This window comes from Streptomyces sp. NRRL S-37, assembly GCF_000721605.1.
Classification (GTDB): domain Bacteria; phylum Actinomycetota; class Actinomycetes; order Streptomycetales; family Streptomycetaceae; genus Streptomyces.
Map to the genome: position 1 here is coordinate 1 of NZ_JOIZ01000001.1, position 18,380 is coordinate 18,380.

The following is an 18,380-nucleotide window of genomic DNA, read 5'->3' on the forward strand; positions in this document are numbered from 1 at the left end:
TCGGGCGTCTTGCTGCCCATCCGCGCGAAGATCAGCGCCAGCCCGGTGTTGAACACGAACTGCAGCAGCAGCGCCGGGACCACCAGCAGCCACGACAGGTCGGGGAAGCTGCGGAACCCCAGCATCACGACGACCAGCACGATCAGCGAGGCCAGGAGCTGCTGGAGCTGCTGGAGCGCGAAGGAGATGGGCAGCGAGGCGCGCGGGAAGTGCAGGGCCCGCACCAGCCCCAGGTTCCCGGAGATGGCCCGGACCCCGGCGAGGACCGAGCTCTGGGTGAAGGTGAACACGAACACGCCCGTCACCAGGAACGGCACGTAGACGTCTTTCGGGATGCCCCGGTTGGCGCCGAGCAGCAGGCCGAAGATGAAGAAGTACACGGCCGCGTTCAGCAGCGGGGTCGCCACCTGCCAGAGCTGGCCGAGCTTGGCCTGGCTGTACTGGGCGGTCCTCACTGGTGGAAAACTTTCGTCCTCGAGATGCGCGGCCCGCGGGCGGGCCTGGCATGAGCCGGAGAGCCTGGGTGCGGCCCCGATGTTCCCGGATACGAGCTTGTCAGATGACGGGGGGCCGGCCCAGTCGGGTCAGCCGCCACACCGTACGCCACTTCATGGGCCGGCGGGGTCCGCAGGGGGTGGCCCAGCCCTCCCGGAAACCGCCGAACCACGCCTTCAGCGCGGGGCGCGAGGGCCGGCGCAGCAGGGTGAGGAGCATCCAGACGCCCAGGTAGACCGGGACCAGGAGTGCGGGGAGGTTGCGGCGGGCCAGCCAGACCCGGTTGCGGGCGACCATGCGGTGGTAGACCGCGTGCCGCGAGGGGGCGGTGGTGGGGTGGTACAGCACCATGTCGGACCGGTAGTCGATCATCCAGCCGGCGTCGAGGGCCCGCCAGGCCAGGTCGGTCTCCTCATGGGCGTAGAAGAACTCGTCCGGCAGCCCGCCGACCTCGGCGAGGACCTTGGTGCGTACGGCGTTGGCGCCGCCGAGGAAGGTGGTGACGCGGGAGGAGCGCATCGGGTCGGAGGCGCGCAGCCGGGGCACGTGGCGGCGCTGGGTGACCCCGGTCTCCGGGTCGGCGATGCGGAAGCTGATGATGCCGAGCGCCGGATCGGCCGCGAAGGCCTCGCGGCACAGCTCCGCGGTGTCGTGGCCGGCGAGCAGGCCGTCGTCGTCGAGGAAGAGCAGGATGTCGACGTCGGTGCCGCCGGGGCCGAAGGCCTCGATGCCGACGTTGCGGCCGCCGGGGATGCCGAGGTTCTCCGGGAGTTCGACGGTGCGGACGCCCTCGGGGACCTCGGGGACGGGCGAGCCGTTGCCGACGACGACCACCTGGACCGGGTCGCCGTCCTGCTTGGCGACCGAGTCCAGCAGGGCGCGCAGCTCGTCGGGGCGGTTGCCCATGGTGATGATCACCGCGCCGACCTTCATGCCGCCGCTCACTTCAGCCTGCTGGAGGCGAGGACGGACACCAGGTGCAGCAGGGTCTGCAGCAGGGCGATGCCGGCCAGGACGGCGGTGCCCAGGCGGGTGAAGAACAGGTCGCCCTGGACCGCGTCCACGATCGCGAGGACCAGGATCAGCAGGGACGCCTCGATGCCGAGGATGAGGCGGTGGAACTTGAACGCGGCGGCGGCCCGGCGGGCCAGCGCCATGCCGGAGGAGCGCATCTCGGCGGCGGCCTCCTTCACCGGCGGCAGCCCGTTCTGGTGGCGGGCGACGCCGACGAGGTCGGTCTCGGCCTTGATCAGGATCGCGCCGAGGGCGGCCAGGGTGCCGAGGAAGGCCCAGAGCCAGTCGATCCGTCCGCCGCCGAACGGGTCGGCGGCGCGCAGGCCGAGGCCGACCAGGACGGCCGCGTCGGTGAGGTAGGCGCCGACCCGGTCGAGGTAGACCCCGCCGAGCGAGTACTGCTTCCGCCAGCGCGCTATCTCGCCGTCGACGCAGTCCAGCAGCAGGTAGAGCTGGACGGCGACCACGCCGAGAACGGCCCCCGTGATCCCCGGCACCAGCAGCGCCGGGGCCGCGAGGACACCGCAGACGGTCATCAGGTACGTGAGCTGGTTGGGCGTGACCCTGGTGTTCACCAGGTAGCGGTCCACCCGTAGGGACACCTCGCGCATGTAGAGGCGCCCCATCCAGTGCTCACCGCTGCGCCGGTCCTTGACCCCCGGGGGGTGGACGACCGGACGGAGTTCAGCTACCGATGGCCTTGACATAGTCGGCGTAGACGTCCTTGATCTGTTCGGTCTTCAGGTCGAGATGTTCGAGGATGGTGAAGCGGCCGGGGCGGGTCTCCGGGGCGAACTCGACGACCCGGACGAACTCGTCCACGGTGAATCCGATCTCCTCCGGCAGCACCGGGAGCCCGTGGCGGCGGAGCACCTCGGCCATGGCGGCCGATTCCTCGTGGGCTCCGCGCAGGTACATCGCGAAGGCGGCGCCCAGTCCGCACTGCTCGCCGTGGGCGGCGGCCCGCTTGGGGTGGAGCAGGTCGAAGGCGTGGTTGATCTCGTGGCAGGCGCCGGAGGAGGGGCGGGAGTCGCCCGACACGGACATGGCGATGCCGGTGAGGACCAGTGCCTCGGCCAGCACCTGGAGGAAGCCGTCGTCGCCGACTCCGCCCGGGTGCCGCAGCACCGCCTCGCCGGCCTGCCGGGCCATGGCGGCGGCCAGGCCGTCGATCTTCTCCCCGTTGACGCGGTGGGCGAGTTCCCAGTCGGCGACCGCGGAGATGTTGGAGACGGCGTCGCCGATGCCGGACCGTACGAAGCGGACCGGGGCCTCGCGGATGACATTGAGGTCGATGACGACCGCGATCGGGTTCGGTACGCCGTAGGAGCCGCGGCCCGCGTCGTTGTCGAGGGTGGCGACCGGCGAGCAGAGGCCGTCGTGCGCGAGGTTGGTGGCGACGGCGACCAGGGGCAGGCCGACGCGCGCCGCCGCGAACTTGGCGCAGTCGATGATCTTCCCGCCGCCGAGGCCGACGACCGCGTCGTAGTGGCCGCCCTTGATGTCGCTCGCCAGCCGGACCGCGTCGTCGATGGTGCCGCCGCCGACCTCGTACCAGTCGGCGCCGGGCAGCGAGGGCGCGACCCGCTCGCGCAGCCGGGCGCCCGAGCCGCCGCTGACGGCGATGGCGAGCCGGCCGGACTGCGAGATGCGCTCGTCGGCGAGGACACACCCCAAGTCGTCGAGGGCACCCGGGCGGATGTCCACGACGACCGGCGAGGGGATCAGCCGGGTCAGTACTGGCACGCGATCTCCCGTCCGCGGGCGAGGTCGTCGTGGTTGTCGATCTCCACCCACGCGACGTCGCCGATCGGCGCCACATCGATCCGGAAGCCGCGGTTCACCAGTTCCTGGTAGCCGTGCTCGTAGAACTGCTGCGGGTCGGTCTCCCAGACGGTCTTCAGCGCGTCGGCCAGCTCGCCGGCGGCGTCGCCCTCGATGAGGGTGACGCCGATGTACTCGCCGGTGGCCTCGGCGGGGTCCATCAGCTTGGTGATCTTCGTCATGCCCCGGGCGGGGTCGACGACGACCTTCATCTCCTCGTCGGCGAGCCGCTTGACCGTGTCGAGGGCGAGGATGATCTTCCTGCCCTCGCCGCGGGCGGCGAGCAGGGTCTTCTCGACGGAGACCGGGTGCACGGTGTCGCCGTTGGCGAGGATCACACCGTCCTTGAGGGCGTCACGGCCGCACCACAGGGAGTAGGCGTTGTTCCACTCCTCGGCCTTGTCGTTGTCGATGAGGGTGAGCTCGAGGCCGTACTTCGCCTCCAGGGCGGCCTTGCGCTCGTAGACGGCCTCCTTGCGGTAGCCGACGATGACCGCGACCTCGGTCAGGCCGATCTCGGCGAAGTTGCCGAGGGTGAGGTCCAGGACCGTCGGTTCGCCCTCTATGCCCGCGGGCCCCACCGGCACCAGCGCCTTGGGAAGGCTGTCGGTGTAGGGGCGCAGACGCCGTCCGGCGCCGGCCGCCAGCACGAGGCCGATCATGCGGGTTCTCCTTCATCGTGTACGGCGGGCGCCCCGGAGGACGCCCAGAAGCGGATGCTCTCGACGAGCACCACCAGGGCCACGGCCACGGCGAGGACCGTGAGCGCGACCGTGAACTGGGAGGCGGTGAGCAGTGCCGCCAGGACGGCGACCACCAGGGTGCGGCCCTCGTGTCCCCCGATCGCCCGCACCAGCCAGCGCGGGGACGCGCCCGCGTTGCCGCGGATGCGGTAGACCGTGTCGTAGTGATGGTAGGCGACCGCGGCCACCAGCCCGTAAGCCGCGGGCAGGGCTCCGTTCACGTCCGCTTTCGCCGCCAGTGCGAGGACGGTGCCGTACTCGGCGGCGCGGAAGACCGGGGGGACGAGCCAGTCGAGGGCGCCCTTGAGAGGGCGGCCGACGGCGGCGGCGGAGAAGAGTACGTAGACGACGGCGCCGACGACGGTCTGCCAGCCGGCGCCCCAGAGGACGGCGGAGCCCGCCACCACGACAGCACCGATGGCCGCGGCGAGGACGTTGACACGGGCCCACGAGCGGCCCAGCAGCTCGACCAGCGGTCCGCTGTCCGCCAGGTCCGCCAGCGCCTGTGCCGCCCGGTCGGTCCGCCTGGCCTTGCGGGTCAGCGAGCGCAGGACCCGGCCGGCGGTGGTGTACGTCGCGGCGAAGGCGCAGCCGACGAGCAGGGCGTAGAAGGTGATCCGGGGGGTGGTGACGGCCGTGAGGACGGCGATCATCGCCCAGCGTTCGCCGATCGGCAGGACGATCATGCGGCGCAGCCAGACCGTCCAGCCGACGCTGTCGAGCCTGTCGGAGAGGGCGGCGGTGGGGCTCGTGTTGGCGGTGGCGTCGTGGTTGGCCTCGTTGAAGGAGAAGTCCACGACGTGCCGGCAGGTCTGCAGGACCATCGCGCCGAGGGCGAGGGCCCATACGTCGTCGCCGCCGCGGGCGGCGCCGAGGGCGAGGCCGGCGTAGTACGCGTACTCCTTGGCGCGGTCGAAGGTGGCGTCGAGCCAGGCGCCGAGGGTGGAGTACTGCAGGGAGTAGCGGGCGAGCTGGCCGTCGGTGCAGTCCAGCACGAAGGAGGCGAGGAGCAGCACGCCGGCGGCGACGAAGCCGCCGCGGGTGCCGGTCGCGGCGCATCCGGCGGCTATGAGCGCGGTGATCAGGGACGCGGTGGTGACCTGGTTGGGGGTCAGTCCACGGCGGGCGCACCAGCGGGCGATGTAGCGCGAGTACGGGCTGATGAAGTAGGTGGTGAAGAAGCCGTCGCGGGCCTTGACGGCCGACTTCAGGCGCACGGCCTCGTCGTCGACGGCGGCGACGGCCTGCCGGGCCTCGTTGCGGGTCTGGGGGTCGCCGGGGACGGTGGCGACGAGGCTGCCGAGCTCGGGGCGGTGCACGTCGGCGCCCTCGGCGTCGAGGGCGGTGACGACGCGGTCGGCGGGGCTGCCGGCCACGGCGGTGACGCCGGCCGGTCCGGCGTCGGCCGCGGAGCTCTCGCGGGCCATCGCGCGGATCAGGGCCTGGCGGCCGGCCGGCTGGGCGGTGACGGCGCCGGGGATCGCGGAGAGCGGGAAGCGGGGGTCGGTGAGGCCGAGGCGCAGCGCGTGCGCGTGGCCCACGAAGCGGGCGTCGACCACGGCGACCCGCTGTCCCGCGGGCACCCCGGCGAGCAGGGCCGCGGCCTCGGTGATACCGGACGCGGTCCGCACGTCGAATCCGAGGGAGCGAAGATCGCCCTCGAGTGACGAACCGGGGACCGGCTGGCCGGTGAGGATGGCGGTCGACAACCGAATCTCACTCCCTGGGTGCCGACGCGTCGACGCCGGTCATGTACACGATGAGGCGCCCGTGCGGTACCTCCGGGCGGCATGTCGGCAGAGGTTATCGGATGCCCGGAAGCCCGTGTTCACCGCCTGTTCGACGGGCGGATCGGCACGGTTCGCCCGCACCTCGGCCGCGATCATCATCGGTGATGCGGGGCCCGGCCCACAAACCGCCGTACCAGAACGGGCATATCACCCGAGTCCGCACAGGGGGGACCGCCGGGTCCGTCCGGCATAGGGTGGGCGACCATGACATGGCTGATCACCGGCGGGGCCGGTTACATCGGGGCACATGTGGCGCGGGCCATGACCGGTGCCGGGGAGCGGGTCGTGGCGCTGGACGACCTCTCGGCCGGGGTACCGGCGCGGCTGCCCGCCGACGTCCCGCTGGTCAGGGGGTCGTCGCTGGACGGCGAGCTGCTGAAGCGGGTGTGCGCGGAACACGGGGTGACGGGAGTGGTGCACCTCGCGGCGCGCAAGCAGCCCGCCGAGTCCGTGGCGCACCCGACCTTGTACTACCGGGAGAACCTGGGAGGCCTCGGGACGCTCCTGGACGCCGTCGCCGACGCCGGGATCGGGCGCTTCGTCTTCTCCTCGTCCGCGGCCGTGTACGGCGATCCCGGTGTGGATCTCATCACGGAGGACGCCCCCTGCGCCCCGGCGAACCCCTACGGCGAGACCAAGCTCGCCGGCGAGTGGCTGGTCCGGGCGGCGGGCCGGGCGCACGGCATCGACACGGTGTGCCTGCGCTACTTCAACGTGGCGGGGGCGGCGGTGCCGGAGCTGGCCGACACCGGTGTCTTCAACATCGTGCCGATGGTCTTCGACCGGCTCACCCGCGACGAGGCCCCGCGCATATTCGGCGACGACTACCCGACGCCGGACGGCACGTGCGTCCGTGACTACATCCACGTGGCCGATCTGGCCCAGGCGCACCTGGCGGCGGCCCGGAGGCTGTCCGAGGGGGACCTCTCGGGAGACCTGACGGTGAACATCGGCCGCGGCGAGGGCGTCTCGGTGCGCGAGCTGATCACGGTCATCGGCGAGGTCACCGGCGACATCCGGGCCCCGCTCGTCGAGGGCCGCCGCCCCGGTGACGCGCCCCGCGCGGTGGCGTCGGCCGCCCGCGCGGCCGAGCGGCTCGGCTGGACCGCCCGGCACTCGGTGCGGGAGATGATCGAGTCGGCGTGGCGGGGGTGGCTGCTGCACCAGGGCCGGTGAGCGGCGGGCGGCCTCGGCCCGCCGTCTGACCTGCGGATCGTTTGCGCAGGTCAGAGCAGATGACAACGGTGTTCAGTGCCGCGTTGCGGATACCCCCTCCCCGTAGTTCACTGTGAGCCGGACGGGGTCACGGGAAGGGGCTGTTTCATGGGGGCTGGGCACGACCACGGGCATGCGCACGGCGCGCCCGCCGGCGGTACGGCGAGCGCGGCGTACCGCGGCAGGCTGCGGGTGGCGCTGGCGATCACGCTCGGTGTCATGGTGGTCCAGATCGTCGGCGGTGTGCTGGCCGACTCGCTCGCGCTGGTCACGGACGCGGCCCACATGGCGACGGACGCCGTGGGCCTGGGCATGGCGTTGCTGGCGATCCACTTCGCGGGCCACCCGCCGAGCGAGCACCGCACCTTCGGCCTGGCCCGCGCGGAGATCCTCGCCGCCCTGGCCAACTGTGTGCTGCTGCTCGGCGTCGGCGGCTACGTGCTGTACGAGGCGATCGAGCGGTTCGTCACCCCGGCCGACACCAAGGGCGGCCTGGCGCTGGTGTTCGGCGCGATCGGCCTGGTCGCGAACCTGGTGTCGCTGTCCCTGCTGATGCGCGGGCGGAAGGAGAGCCTGAACGTGCGCGGCGCCTTCCTGGAGGTGGCGGCGGACGCGCTCGGCTCGGTCGCGGTGATGCTGTCCGCGCTGGTGATCCTGGCCACCGGCTGGACGGCCGCCGACCCGGTCGCCTCGCTGCTGATCGCGCTGATGATCGTGCCCCGCACCGTGAAGCTGCTGCGTGAGACCCTGGACGTCCTGCTGGAGGCGGCGCCCAAGGGCGTGGACATGGCTCAGGTGCGGAAGCACATCCTCGCCACCGACGGTGTGGAGGACGTGCACGACCTGCACGCCTGGACGATCACCTCGGGGATGCCGGTGCTCTCCGCGCACGTCGTCGTCGGCTCCGACGTCCTGAACAGCATCGGGCACGAGAAGATGCTGCACGAGCTGCAGAACTGCCTGGGCGCCCACTTCGACGTGGAGCACTGCACCTTCCAGCTGGAACCAGGCGGGCACGCGGAGCACGAGGCGCGGCTGTGCCATTAGGGCCGGTCCGCGCGCGCCGCCGCGCGCCGGTGCGCCGGAGTGCGCGGCCTTCCGCCCCCGTACGGGCGCCCCGGGGACATGCGGGTGCGTCCGGGAGTGCCGGGAGTGCCGGATTCGTGCGGCAGACTGGGGCGCGAAGACCGAGTGAAGGATGGGTATGCCGATCACACCTGCCACCGCGACGAACAGCCCGTCGAACGGCGCCGCCGAGCCGATTTTGCTGGAACTGGTCGACGAGGACGGCGTGACGACCGGCACGGCGGAGAAGCTCGCCGCCCACCAGCCGCCGGGGCGGCTGCACCGGGCGTTCTCGGTGTTCCTGTTCGACGAGCGCGGGCGGCTGCTGCTGCAGCGGCGGGCGCTGGGCAAGTACCACTCCCCCGGTGTGTGGTCCAACACCTGCTGCGGTCACCCCTATCCCGGTGAGGCGCCGTTCGCGGCGGCGGCCCGGCGGACCTTCGAGGAGCTGGGCGTCTCGCCGTCGCTGCTCGCCGAGGCCGGCACGGTCCGCTACAACCACCCGGACCCGGCGTCGGGCCTGGTGGAGCAGGAGTACAACCACCTTTTCGTCGGCATGGTGCAGTCGCCGCCGCGGCCGGACCCGCGGGAGGTGGCGACCACCGCGTTCGTGACCCCGGCGGAGCTGGCGGAGTGGCACGCGGAGGACACCTTCTCGGCCTGGTTCCCGACCGTCCTGGACGCGGCCCGCCCGGCGGTCCGCGAACTGACGGGACCGTCGGCGGGTTGGTGACCTGGAGGATCTAGGAGATTCCCGCGGGCTTGAGCGGCAGGGCGGCCCAGATCACCTTGCCGCCGGTGGCGGTGTGCTCGACGTCGCACACCCCGCCCGCCTCGCGGGTGATCTCCCGCACCAGGAGCAGGCCGCGGCCGCCGGTGCGGCCGTGGTCGGTCTCCAGGGCGGTGGGCCGGTAGGGGTGGTTGTCCTCCACGGACACCCGGACCCACTCGGCCCCGACGGCGACCTCGACGGCGAGCGTCGGGGACAGCAGCGCCGCGTGCCGTACGGCGTTGGTGACCAGCTCGGAGACGATCAGCAGCAGTCCCTGCGCGATGTCGTCCGCGGCCGGTACCCCCTGGCTCAGCAGCAGCTCCCGCACGGCGTGACGGGCCTGCGGGACCGAGGCGTCGACGGCCGGGGCGGTGAATCGCCAGACACCTTCGTACGGCAGCGGATCGCCGCTCTCACGCTCGATTGTCACCACACGTCGAGTGTTGGGCTCCTCGGTCCCGCTCCCCGCCCCTGAACAGAAGTCAGCGGATATCGAGCGTTTCCGACCGTCCGCGTATGCCCCGGTCGCTCACGGGACCGTTCCGGTCCGTCCTGTGCCGGGTCGGCGCACTATTCGGGTTGTACGGGTTTGGCGGCCCGGTGGTCACCGCCGTGCGGCTCCTCCCCCGGCGCCCGCGTCGTGGCCTCCTTCTCGCCGGCCAGCCGGTCGGAGACCATGCCGACGATCCGGCGTCCGCCGTAGCCGGTGGCGATCAGGCCGAGACCGTCGAAGAGCAGGGAGAGGGAGAAGAACGTACCGATGACGTACTGGCTGCTGCTGGGCCAGGTGGCCAGCACCAGGATGCCCAGGAGCAGCCCGAAGGCGCCCTGCACCAGCGTCCACCCGAACTGCGGCCCGCGCACCACCAGGCTGCCGACGAGGCGGAACACCCCGCCGGTGAGGAACAGCAGCGCGGCGAACATGGTGAGCGCCTCGGCCGCGGCCTCCGGTGTCTTCAGGACGACCACGCCGGCCGCGATGTTCAGGGCCGCGACGACCACGCCGAGCCAGAAGAAGTTGGTGTGCCGCGCCTGGACGGCGTGCAGCAGTCCGACCAGGCCGCCGATCAGCAGCAGCCAGCCGAACAGCAGCATCGAGGTCAGGGTGGCCAGGCCGGTGTAGATCAGGCCGACCAGGCCCGCGACGACCAGGATCACGCCGAGCACGGCGAGCCAGCTGAAACCGCGGCTCAGTTTCGCGGCCTCGCCCTGGGGCGTGGTGGACTTGGCCATGACTGCCTCCTCGCTCCCGTTCCCCCTCGTCCCAGTCTCCGCCGTCCGCCCGCCGTCCGCCGGACGGAGCCCCGTCGGCCGGGGCTTTGACCGGGGCGGATAGCATCCGGCGCATGGAGCCCCAGCTGCTGCACGGCGTCACCGGGCACGTCGCCACGGTCGTCATCCGCCATCCGGAGAAGCGCAACGCCATGACGGCCGCGATGTGGGGTTCCCTGCCGCCGCTGCTGGAAACGCTGGCGGCCGATCCGGACGTACGGGTGCTGGTGCTCACCGGTGAGGGCGGGACGTTCTGCGCCGGCGCCGACATCTCCACGCTCCAGGGGTCGGCGCTCGAGGCGCAGCGGCTGGCCGTGGCGGCGGAGGAGGCGCTCGCCGCCTTCCCCAAGCCGACCCTGGCGGCGGTCCGCGGGCACTGCGTGGGCGGCGGGGCACAGCTCGCGGCCGCCTGCGATCTGCGGTTCGCCGAGGAGGGGGCACTGTTCGGGGTGACCCCGGCGAAGCTCGGCATCGTCTACCCGGCCTCCGCGACCCGGCGGCTGGTCTCCCTGGTGGGCCCGGCCACCGCCAAGTACCTGCTGTTCTCGGGCGAGTTGATCGACGCCGGGCGGGCGCTGCGCACCGGCCTGGTGGACGAGGTGCTGTCCGGGGGCGAACTGGACGGGCGGGTCGCGGAGTTCACCCGGATCCTGGCGTCCCGGTCGCGGCTGACGCAGGCGGCGGCGAAGGAGTTCGCGGACGGCCGCACCGACCGGGACGCGTACTGGGGCGAGCGGGCCGCGGAGAGCGGCGACGCCGCGGAGGGCGTCGCCGCGTTCCTGGAGCGCAGGACGCCGCGCTTCACCTGGAGCGTGCCTACGTCAGGGTGAAGCGGCTCTTCGACCGGAACTCCTCGACGAGGTGCGCGGGCGCCTTGTGCGGGGAGCCGGCGTCGTAGGGCGGCTGCGGGTCGTACTCGGTGAGCAGCTGGACGGCCTGGGCGTGTTCGTCGCCGGCGACCCGGCCGAGCAGGGTGAGCCCCATGTCGATGCCGGAGGAGACACCGGCCGCGGTGACGTACTTGCCGTCGGTCACCACCCGTTCCCCGGTCGGCTCGGCGCCGTACCGCTTCAGGTGGTCGAGCGCGAGCCAGTGGGAGGTGGCCCGGCGCCCCCGGAGGAGTCCGGCCGCGGCCAGCAGCAGGGATCCGGTGCACACCGACGTCGTCCAGGTGCTGGTGGCGTCGGCGGCGCGCAGCCAGTCCAGCAGGGCCTCGTTCTCCATCTGGGGCGTCTGGCCGGGGCCGCCGGGGACGACCACGATGTCCGGACGCGGTACCTCGTCCAGGGTCTTGTCGGCGGTGATCGCGAGCGCGCCGGTGTCGGTGCGCACGGGTCCGGTGCGTTCGGCGACGAACACGGTCCGCGCGTCCGGGAGCCGGCCGAGGGTCTCGTAGGGGCCCACCGCGTCGAGGGCGGTGAAGCGGTCGAAGAGGACGATGGCGATCTGCATCGGGTGCCTTTCAGGTGTGGGCGGGTGCGGGCCGGAAGCGGCGGCGGTACTCCGCCGGTGAGGTGCCGAGGGTCCGGACGAAGGCGCGGCGCATCGCCTCGGGGGTGCCGTAGCCGCTGGCGCGGGAGATCTCCTCGACGCCGTCGGCGCTGTCCTCCAGCAGGCGGCGGGCGTGTTCGAGGCGTACCCGGTCGACGTAGCGGCCCGGTGTCATGCCGGTCTCGGTGTGGAAGGCGCGGGCGAAGTGGCGCGGGGAGAGGGCTGCGCGGGCGGCGAGGGCCTCGACGCTCAGATCGGCGCCGGGGTGCTCGGTGATCCACTGCTGTACGTCGCGCAGCGGTGCGCGCCGCGCGGTCTGGGCGGCGAGCTGGGCGCTGAACTGGGCCTGGTTCCCGGGCCGGCGCAGGAACACCACCAGGTGCCGGGCGACGGTGAGCGCGGCCTGGCGGCCGAGGTCCTCCTCGACCAGGGCGAGCGCGAGGTCGATGCCCGAGGTGACACCGGCGGAGGTGGCGACGTGGCCGTCCCGGACGTAGACGGGGTCCGGGTCCACCTCGACGGCCGGGTGGTTCCTGGCCAGCGTGTCGCAGTAGGCCCAGTGCGTGGTGGCGCGACGGCCGTCCAGCAGCCCGGCCCCGGCGAGCAGGGCCGCCCCCGTGCAGACGGAGACCAGCCGCTCGGCACGCGGCCCGTGCCGGCGCAGCCAGTCGGTCAGCCGCGGGTCGGGCCGGCGGGTGCCCCGGCCGCCGGGCACGAGCAGCGTGTGCGGCTCCGGCGCGTCGGCCAGCGCCCCGTCCGGTACGACGGTCAGCCCGCTGGTCGTGCGCACGGGAGCGCCGTCCAGTGAGGCGGTGCTCAGCCGGTACGTCCCCGGGGTGTGCTGCTCGGCGCCCGCGAAGACCTCCACGGGGCCGGTGACATCGAGGCTCTGCACGCCGTCGAAGAGGACGACGAGAACGGTTCGCTGCGCCATGCCGTCGATTCTTGGCGGTACCCGGCATGGCCGCAACGACGGGTTCCCCACCTTTCCTGCCATGCCCGGACCGGGACGGCGTGCATGGTGAGGCGTTGACGAGGTACACGCAGTCGGACCCGGCCGACGGGGCCGGGAGACGGAAGGAGAGACACGTGCTGCGTGCCATCGCGGATGTCCTGCGCCAGATCGGCGGAGCCATCGCCACCGTAGTGACCCTGCCGTTCCGGGCGCTCGCCAGGCTGTTCGGCGGGGCCTCGTCCACCGCCCGGGGCCGCCGCGCCTGACGCCGCCCGCGCGGTCCCCGGGCGAGTCGCCGCCCTGATCCCCGATTGTCGGCACCACCTGCCACAATTGCCGCGCAACCTCAGTGGAGAAGGCGGTACGGGAACGTGACGACACCCCTGGCAGGGTCCATCGAAGGCAGGATCGCCGAGGAGCTCGGCGTACGGGAGCGGCAGGTCAAGGCCGCGGTGGAGCTGCTCGACGGCGGTTCGACCGTGCCCTTCATCGCCCGCTACCGCAAAGAAGCGACCGAGATGCTCGACGACGCGCAGCTGCGCACGCTCGAGGAGCGGCTGCGCTATCTGCGGGAGCTGGAGGAGCGCCGGACGGCGATCCTGGAGTCGGTGCGCGAGCAGGGCAAGCTGACGGACGAGCTCGAGGCGCGGATCCGCGGTGCGGAGACCAAGGCACGCCTGGAGGACATCTACCTGCCGTACAAGCCCAAGCGGCGCACCAAGGCGCAGATCGCGCGTGAGGCGGGGCTCGAGCCGCTGGCGGAGGGGCTGCTCGCCGATCCGGGCGTCGAGCCCCTCGCCGCGGCCGCCGCGTTCGTGGACGCCGGCAAGGGTGTCGCCGATCCGCAGGCCGCCCTGGACGGTGCGCGGGCGATCCTCACCGAGCGGTTCTCGGAGGACGCCGACCTGATCGGCGAGCTGCGCGAGCGCATGTGGGCGCGCGGGCGGCTGGTCGCGAAGGTGCGCGACGGCAAGGAGGAGGCGGGGGCGAAGTTCTCCGACTACTTCGACTTCGCCGAGCCCTTCACCGACCTGCCCTCGCACCGGATCCTGGCGATGCTGCGCGGCGAGAAGGAGGAGGTCCTCGACCTCGTCCTGGAGCCGGAGGAGCCGGTGGACGGCCCGTCGTCGTACGAGGGGATCGTCGCCGGCCGGTTCGGGATCTCCCAGCAGGGGCGTCCGGCCGACAAGTGGCTGGGCGACACGGTCCGCTGGGCCTGGCGTACGCGCATCCTGGTGCACCTCGGCATCGACCTGCGGCTGCGGCTGCGGACGGCGGCGGAGGACGAGGCGGTGCGGGTCTTCGCGGCCAATCTGCGCGACCTGCTGCTCGCCGCCCCGGCCGGTACGCGCGCGACGCTGGGCCTCGACCCCGGTTTCCGTACGGGCGTGAAGGTCGCCGTGGTGGACGCAACCGGCAAGGTCGTCGCCACGGACGTCATCCATCCGCATGTCCCGGCCAACCGGTGGGACGAGGCGATCGCGAAGCTGGCGCGGCTGGCGAAGGAGCACGCGGTCGAGCTGATCGCGATCGGCAACGGCACGGCGTCCCGTGAGACCGACAAGCTCGCCGGTGAACTCATCACCAAGCACCCCGAGTTGAAGCTGACCAAGGTGATGGTGTCCGAGGCGGGTGCCTCCGTGTACTCGGCGTCCGCCTTCGCCTCGCAGGAGCTGCCCGACATGGACGTGTCGCTGCGCGGCGCGGTGTCGATCGCGCGCCGGCTCCAGGACCCGCTGGCCGAGCTGGTGAAGATCGACCCGAAGTCGATCGGGGTCGGCCAGTACCAGCACGACCTGTCCGAGGTGAAGCTGTCGCGTTCGCTGGACGCGGTGGTGGAGGACTGTGTGAACGGCGTGGGTGTGGACGTCAACACCGCGTCGGCGCCGCTGCTGGCACGGGTCTCCGGCATCACGTCCGGGCTCGCCGAGAACATCGTGGCGCACCGGGACTCCAACGGGCCGTTCCGGTCGCGGAGCGAGCTGAAGAAGGTGGCGCGGCTCGGCCCGAAGGCGTACGAGCAGTGTGCGGGCTTCCTGCGGATCCGTGGCGGTGACGATCCGCTGGACGCGTCCAGTGTGCACCCGGAGGCGTATCCGGTGGTGCGGCGGATGGTGAAGTCCTCCGGGGCGGAGGTCGCCGCGCTGATCGGGAACACGGCGGTGCTGCGGTCGCTGCGGGCCGAGGACTTCGTGGACGAGAAGTTCGGTCTGCCGACCGTGGGCGACATCCTGAAGGAGCTGGAGAAGCCGGGGCGGGACCCTCGGCCAGCGTTCAGGACCGCCGTCTTCAAGGAGGGGGTGGAGAAGATCTCCGACCTGGCCTCCGGGATGGTGCTGGAGGGCGTCGTGACGAACGTGGCCGCGTTCGGGGCGTTCGTGGACGTCGGTGTGCACCAGGACGGGCTGGTGCATGTGTCGGCCATGTCGAGGACGTTCGTGAAGGATCCCCGGGACGTGGTGAAGCCGGGGGACATCGTCAAGGTGAAGGTGCTGGACGTCGATCTTCCGCGGAAGAGGATCGCGCTGACGCTGCGGCTGGACGACGAGGCCGCGCCTCAGGGGGAGCAGCGGGGGCAGCGCGGGGAGCAGCGGCAAGGGGGGCGCCCTCCCAGGCAGCGGCAGCAGCAGGGGCGGTCCGGTTCCGGGGGCGGAGGGAAGGGGCGGTCCGCGGCCGCGCCTGCTCCCGCGAACGGGGCGATGGCCGACGCGTTGCGGCGGGCCGGGCTGGCGTAGGCGCGGGCCGGTTGGGGCTGGGCGGGGGTGGGTTTCGCGGACCGGCGCTTGCCGGGTGCCTCCCCCACTCCCGGCTTCGCTCGAGCGGGAGGTACCCCCACCGCCCACCCGTGCCGCCCTGGGGGCACCTCCCAGGCCCTTGAGGCACTGGGGGAGGCGCGACTGCCCGCGGAGTGGTGCAGAGCTGCCCGCGGTTACGCAGGGGTCTCCGTTACCTTGCCGTCTGTGACCTCCAGGCGTCTGGTCACCCGCACCGCGTCGAGCATGCGGCGGTCGTGGGTGATCAGGAGGAGGGTGCCCTGGTAGGTGTTCAGGGCTGATTCGAGTTGTTCGATGGCCGGCAGGTCCAGGTGGTTGGTCGGCTCGTCGAGGATCAGGAGGTTGACGCCCCTGCCCTGGAGGAGGGCCAGGGCGGCCCTCGTGCGTTCACCCGGGGAGAGGGTGGCCGCCGGGCGCATGACGTGGTCCGCCTTGAGGCCGAACTTGGCCAGCAGCGTGCGGATGTCGGCCGGCTCCAGGTCGGGGACCGCGGGGCGGAACGCGTCGAGCAGGGCTTCGGGGCCGTGGAACAGCGCGCGGGCCTGGTCGACCTCGCCGAGGAGTACGCCCGAGCCCAGGGCGGCGTGTCCGGCGTCGAGCGGGACGCGGCCCAGGAGGGCGCCGAGGAGCGTGGACTTGCCCGCGCCGTTGGCGCCCGTCACCGCCACCCGGTCGGCCCAGTCGATCTGCAGGGAGACCGGGCCGAGGGTGAAGTCGCCGCGCCGTACCTCGGCGTCCCGCAGCGTCGCCACCACCGCGCCCGAGCGGGGGGCCGACGCGATCTCCATGCGCAGCTCCCACTCCTTGCGCGGCTCCTCGACCACCTCCAGGCGTTCGATCATGCGCTGCGTCTGACGCGCCTTCGCGGCCTGCTTCTCGCTGGTCTCGCTACGGAACTTGCGGCCGATCTTGTCGTTGTCGTTGCCCGCTTTGCGGCGCGCGTTCTTCACGCCCTTGTCCATCCAGGCGCGCTGCGTCTGCGCCCGGTCCTGGAGCGCGGCCTTCTTGTCGGCGTACTCCTCGTACTCGTCGCGGGCGTGCCGGCGGGCCACGTCCCGCTCCTCCAGGTAGGCCTCGTAGCCACCGCCGTAGAGGTTGATCTGCCGCTGGGCGAGGTCGAGTTCGAGGACCTTGGTGACCGTGCGGGTGAGGAACTCGCGGTCGTGGCTGACGACGACCGTGCCGGCGCGCAGGCCGGTCACGAAGCGTTCGAGGCGTTCCAGGCCGTCCAGGTCGAGGTCGTTGGTCGGCTCGTCGAGGAGGAAGACGTCGTAGCGGGAGAGGAGGAGGGAGGCGAGCCCGGCACGGGCCGCCTGGCCGCCGGAGAGCGAGGTCATCGGCTGGTCCAGGCCGACGGCCAGGCCGAGGGAGTCGGCGACCTCCTCGGCGCGCTCGTCGAGGTCGGCGCCGCCCAGGGACAGCCAGCGCTCCAGGCTGGTGGCGTACGCGTCGTCCGCGCCCGGCGCGCCGTCGACCAGGGCCTGGGTCGCCTCGTCCATGGTCCGCTGGGCCTCGGCGACACCGGTACGGCGGGCCAGGAACGCCCGCACGCTCTCGCCGGGCCGGCGCTCCGGCTCCTGCGGGAGGTGCCCGACGGTCGCGGTGGGCGGGGAGAGGCGCAGCTCGCCCTGTTCCGGTGTGGTGAGGCCGGCGAGCAGGCGCAGCAGCGTGGACTTGCCCGCGCCGTTGGCACCGACCAGACCGATCACGTCGCCGGGCGCGACGACGAGGTCGAGGCCGGTGAACAGGGAGCGGTCGCCGTGCCCGGCGGCGAGGTTCTTGGCGACGAGGGTGGCAGTCATCAGACCGCCGATCCTAATGGCCGCGCGCGGCCGGACGCGCCCCGGTTCTCACCGCCCCACCTCCGTCACCCGTACCGTCCCGCCGGTGCGCGCGACCAGGTACGCCTCGCCCCTCACCGCCCTGCCGTCCAGCGGGACGCGGTGGCGGCCGGGTTCGAGCACGCCGTCGAAGAGGTCCCGGGTGTGGGTGCGGGAGAGGCGGTCGATCCGGTACGCGGTGAGCTTGACCCGGCAGGACGAGGTGACCTCCAGCTCCGCCGTGTCGCCGGTGGCGGTGAGTTCCGTCAGGCGGCGCCGGTCCCGCGGGCCGCGTTCCAGGGCCTGTTCGGTCTGGGCGACGAGGAGCGGGACGACGGGGGCGAAGCCGTCGACACAGGGCACGTCGACGTCGGCGTCGGCGAAGGCGCGACGGACGGCGTCACGTTCGCCGTCGCTCACCGACCGGCCGAAGACCACGGCGTCGTAGCCGCGCAGTTCGTCGGCGGGGACGCCGTCGGCGTCGGGGGCGATGTCGGCGCCGACGCCGATGGTGCGCAGGGCCGCGGCGAGCCGGGCGAGCAGGGCGACCCGGGCGCCGATCAGCAGGACCCGGCGGCGGGCGCCGGGGACGGCGCCGTCGAGGAGGGAGGCGAGGGCCTTACGGTATGCGGTGCCCTGGAAGCGGAACGGGCCCAGGCCGTGGTAGCCGTTGAGCTCCAGGTCGGCGTGCTCGTCGGTCTGCCAGGCGAAGTCGCGCCAGATGACGTCCTCGCCGTCCCGTTCGATGACCGCGGTCACCGCGCCGCAGGCGAGGTCCTCGCACTCGGGGCAGCCGTAGACGATGTACCGGCCGGCGGGCAGCGGGGCCTCGGTCTCCAGCAGCAGGCTCCGGACCTGGGCGGCGAAGAGGGAGGGCGGGACGTCGGAGGCGAGCGGCGAGACGGCGTCCAGGTCGGAGAGGCGGAAGAGCAGCGGACATCCGTCGACGACGAAGTCGACGAAGTCCCGGTGGACTTGGTGGTCACCGTCGGCGAGGAGTCCACCGGCTCTCGTCGCCGGTGCCAGGCCGAAGGTCGCGTACTCGGCAGACATGCGGTGAGTATTCCCATCCGGGGGTGACCTGAGCGCGGCATGAACTGTTCCGCTTCGTGCCGCCCGCTCGGCCGGGGCGGGGTGAGGGGGCCGCCGG

Annotated in this window: 17 protein-coding genes and 1 pseudogene; 6 read left to right on the top strand and 12 right to left on the bottom strand. The window is 72.7% G+C overall.

Going from position 1 to position 18,380, the window contains the following annotated elements:
• The 6 genes and pseudogenes from IH50_RS0100005 to IH50_RS0100030 all read right to left on the bottom strand — a co-directional run.
• A pseudogene (locus IH50_RS0100005) lies at nt 1–595 on the bottom strand (ABC transporter permease); the annotation flags it as partial.
• Entirely contained in the window at nt 556–1,428 is an 873-nt protein-coding gene (locus IH50_RS0100010) for a glycosyltransferase family 2 protein (protein WP_030855806.1), read from the bottom strand. The pseudogene IH50_RS0100005 and the gene IH50_RS0100010, both read right to left, overlap by 40 nt.
• 8 nt (nt 1,429–1,436) lie before the next feature.
• Nucleotides 1,437–2,216 carry a CDP-alcohol phosphatidyltransferase family protein gene (locus tag IH50_RS0100015; RefSeq protein WP_078913786.1) on the bottom strand — a complete coding sequence of 260 codons (780 nt, stop codon included), beginning with the start codon at nt 2,214–2,216 and terminating at the stop codon, nt 1,437–1,439.
• A complete protein-coding gene (locus IH50_RS0100020) occupies nt 2,194–3,255 on the bottom strand; it encodes an iron-containing alcohol dehydrogenase family protein (protein WP_030855810.1) in 1,062 nt (353 codons plus the stop codon). Before IH50_RS0100020 ends, IH50_RS0100015 begins: the two co-directional genes overlap by 23 nt.
• A complete protein-coding gene (locus IH50_RS0100025; protein ID WP_030855812.1) occupies nt 3,243–3,995 on the bottom strand; it encodes a sugar phosphate nucleotidyltransferase in 753 nt (250 codons plus the stop codon). Before IH50_RS0100025 ends, IH50_RS0100020 begins: the two co-directional genes overlap by 13 nt.
• Nucleotides 3,992–5,785 (bottom strand): DUF5941 domain-containing protein, encoded by a 1,794-nt coding sequence (locus tag IH50_RS0100030; protein WP_030855815.1) that lies wholly within the window; start codon nt 5,783–5,785, stop codon nt 3,992–3,994. Before IH50_RS0100030 ends, IH50_RS0100025 begins: the two co-directional genes overlap by 4 nt.
• A gap of 285 nt (nt 5,786–6,070) precedes the next feature.
• Between IH50_RS0100030 and galE the strand changes: the two genes are divergently transcribed.
• From galE to idi, 3 genes are all read left to right on the top strand, one after another.
• A complete protein-coding gene (gene galE / locus IH50_RS0100035) occupies nt 6,071–7,042 on the top strand; it encodes a UDP-glucose 4-epimerase GalE (protein ID WP_030855818.1) in 972 nt (323 codons plus the stop codon).
• 147 nt (nt 7,043–7,189) lie between these two features.
• Nucleotides 7,190–8,128, top strand: coding sequence for a cation diffusion facilitator family transporter (locus tag IH50_RS0100040; RefSeq protein ID WP_030855820.1), 939 nt, complete (start codon nt 7,190–7,192; stop codon nt 8,126–8,128).
• A gap of 157 nt (nt 8,129–8,285) precedes the next feature.
• Nucleotides 8,286–8,879, top strand: a complete 594-nt coding sequence (idi, locus tag IH50_RS0100045) for an isopentenyl-diphosphate Delta-isomerase (protein WP_030855823.1) — start codon at nt 8,286–8,288, stop codon at nt 8,877–8,879.
• 10 nt (nt 8,880–8,889) lie between these two features.
• Here the strand turns inward: idi and IH50_RS0100050 are convergent, their stop codons facing one another.
• Together IH50_RS0100050 and IH50_RS0100055 are read right to left on the bottom strand one after the other, a co-directional pair.
• On the bottom strand, nt 8,890–9,351 hold the full coding sequence (locus tag IH50_RS0100050; protein WP_030855826.1) for an ATP-binding protein: 462 nt from the start codon (nt 9,349–9,351) through the stop codon (nt 8,890–8,892).
• Between the two features lie 137 nt (nt 9,352–9,488).
• Complete coding sequence (locus tag IH50_RS0100055; protein WP_030855829.1) at nt 9,489–10,151, bottom strand: HdeD family acid-resistance protein; 663 nt, start codon at nt 10,149–10,151, stop codon at nt 9,489–9,491.
• A 113-nt stretch (nt 10,152–10,264) separates the two neighbouring features.
• Between IH50_RS0100055 and IH50_RS0100060 the strand changes: the two genes are divergently transcribed.
• On the top strand, nt 10,265–11,020 hold the full coding sequence (locus tag IH50_RS0100060) for an enoyl-CoA hydratase/isomerase family protein (protein ID WP_030855831.1): 756 nt from the start codon (nt 10,265–10,267) through the stop codon (nt 11,018–11,020).
• On the opposite strand, the gene IH50_RS0100065 is transcribed toward IH50_RS0100060, so the two are convergent.
• Both IH50_RS0100065 and IH50_RS0100070 read right to left on the bottom strand, forming a co-directional pair.
• Entirely contained in the window at nt 11,007–11,642 is a 636-nt protein-coding gene (locus IH50_RS0100065) for a DJ-1/PfpI family protein (protein WP_030855833.1), read from the bottom strand. The two genes, IH50_RS0100060 and IH50_RS0100065, sit on opposite strands and share 14 nt — an antisense overlap.
• A gap of 10 nt (nt 11,643–11,652) precedes the next feature.
• Nucleotides 11,653–12,615, bottom strand: a complete 963-nt coding sequence (locus tag IH50_RS0100070) for a GlxA family transcriptional regulator (RefSeq protein ID WP_030855836.1) — start codon at nt 12,613–12,615, stop codon at nt 11,653–11,655.
• A 155-nt stretch (nt 12,616–12,770) separates the two neighbouring features.
• On the opposite strand from IH50_RS0100070, the gene IH50_RS43110 reads away from it, so the two are divergent.
• Complete coding sequence (locus tag IH50_RS43110; protein WP_267883264.1) at nt 12,771–12,902, top strand: LPFR motif small protein; 132 nt, start codon at nt 12,771–12,773, stop codon at nt 12,900–12,902.
• Between the two features lie 105 nt (nt 12,903–13,007).
• On the top strand, nt 13,008–15,371 hold the full coding sequence (locus tag IH50_RS0100080; protein ID WP_030855838.1) for a Tex family protein: 2,364 nt from the start codon (nt 13,008–13,010) through the stop codon (nt 15,369–15,371).
• Nucleotides 15,372–15,565: 194 nt separating this feature from the next.
• On the opposite strand, the gene IH50_RS0100085 is transcribed toward IH50_RS0100080, so the two are convergent.
• Nucleotides 15,566–17,212 carry an ABC-F family ATP-binding cassette domain-containing protein gene (locus tag IH50_RS0100085; protein WP_030855840.1) on the bottom strand — a complete coding sequence of 549 codons (1,647 nt, stop codon included), beginning with the start codon at nt 17,210–17,212 and terminating at the stop codon, nt 15,566–15,568.
• A 48-nt stretch (nt 17,213–17,260) separates the two neighbouring features.
• Nucleotides 17,261–18,283, bottom strand: a complete 1,023-nt coding sequence (locus tag IH50_RS0100090) for a hypothetical protein (protein ID WP_030855843.1) — start codon at nt 18,281–18,283, stop codon at nt 17,261–17,263.
• Nucleotides 18,284–18,380 lie beyond the last annotated feature (97 nt).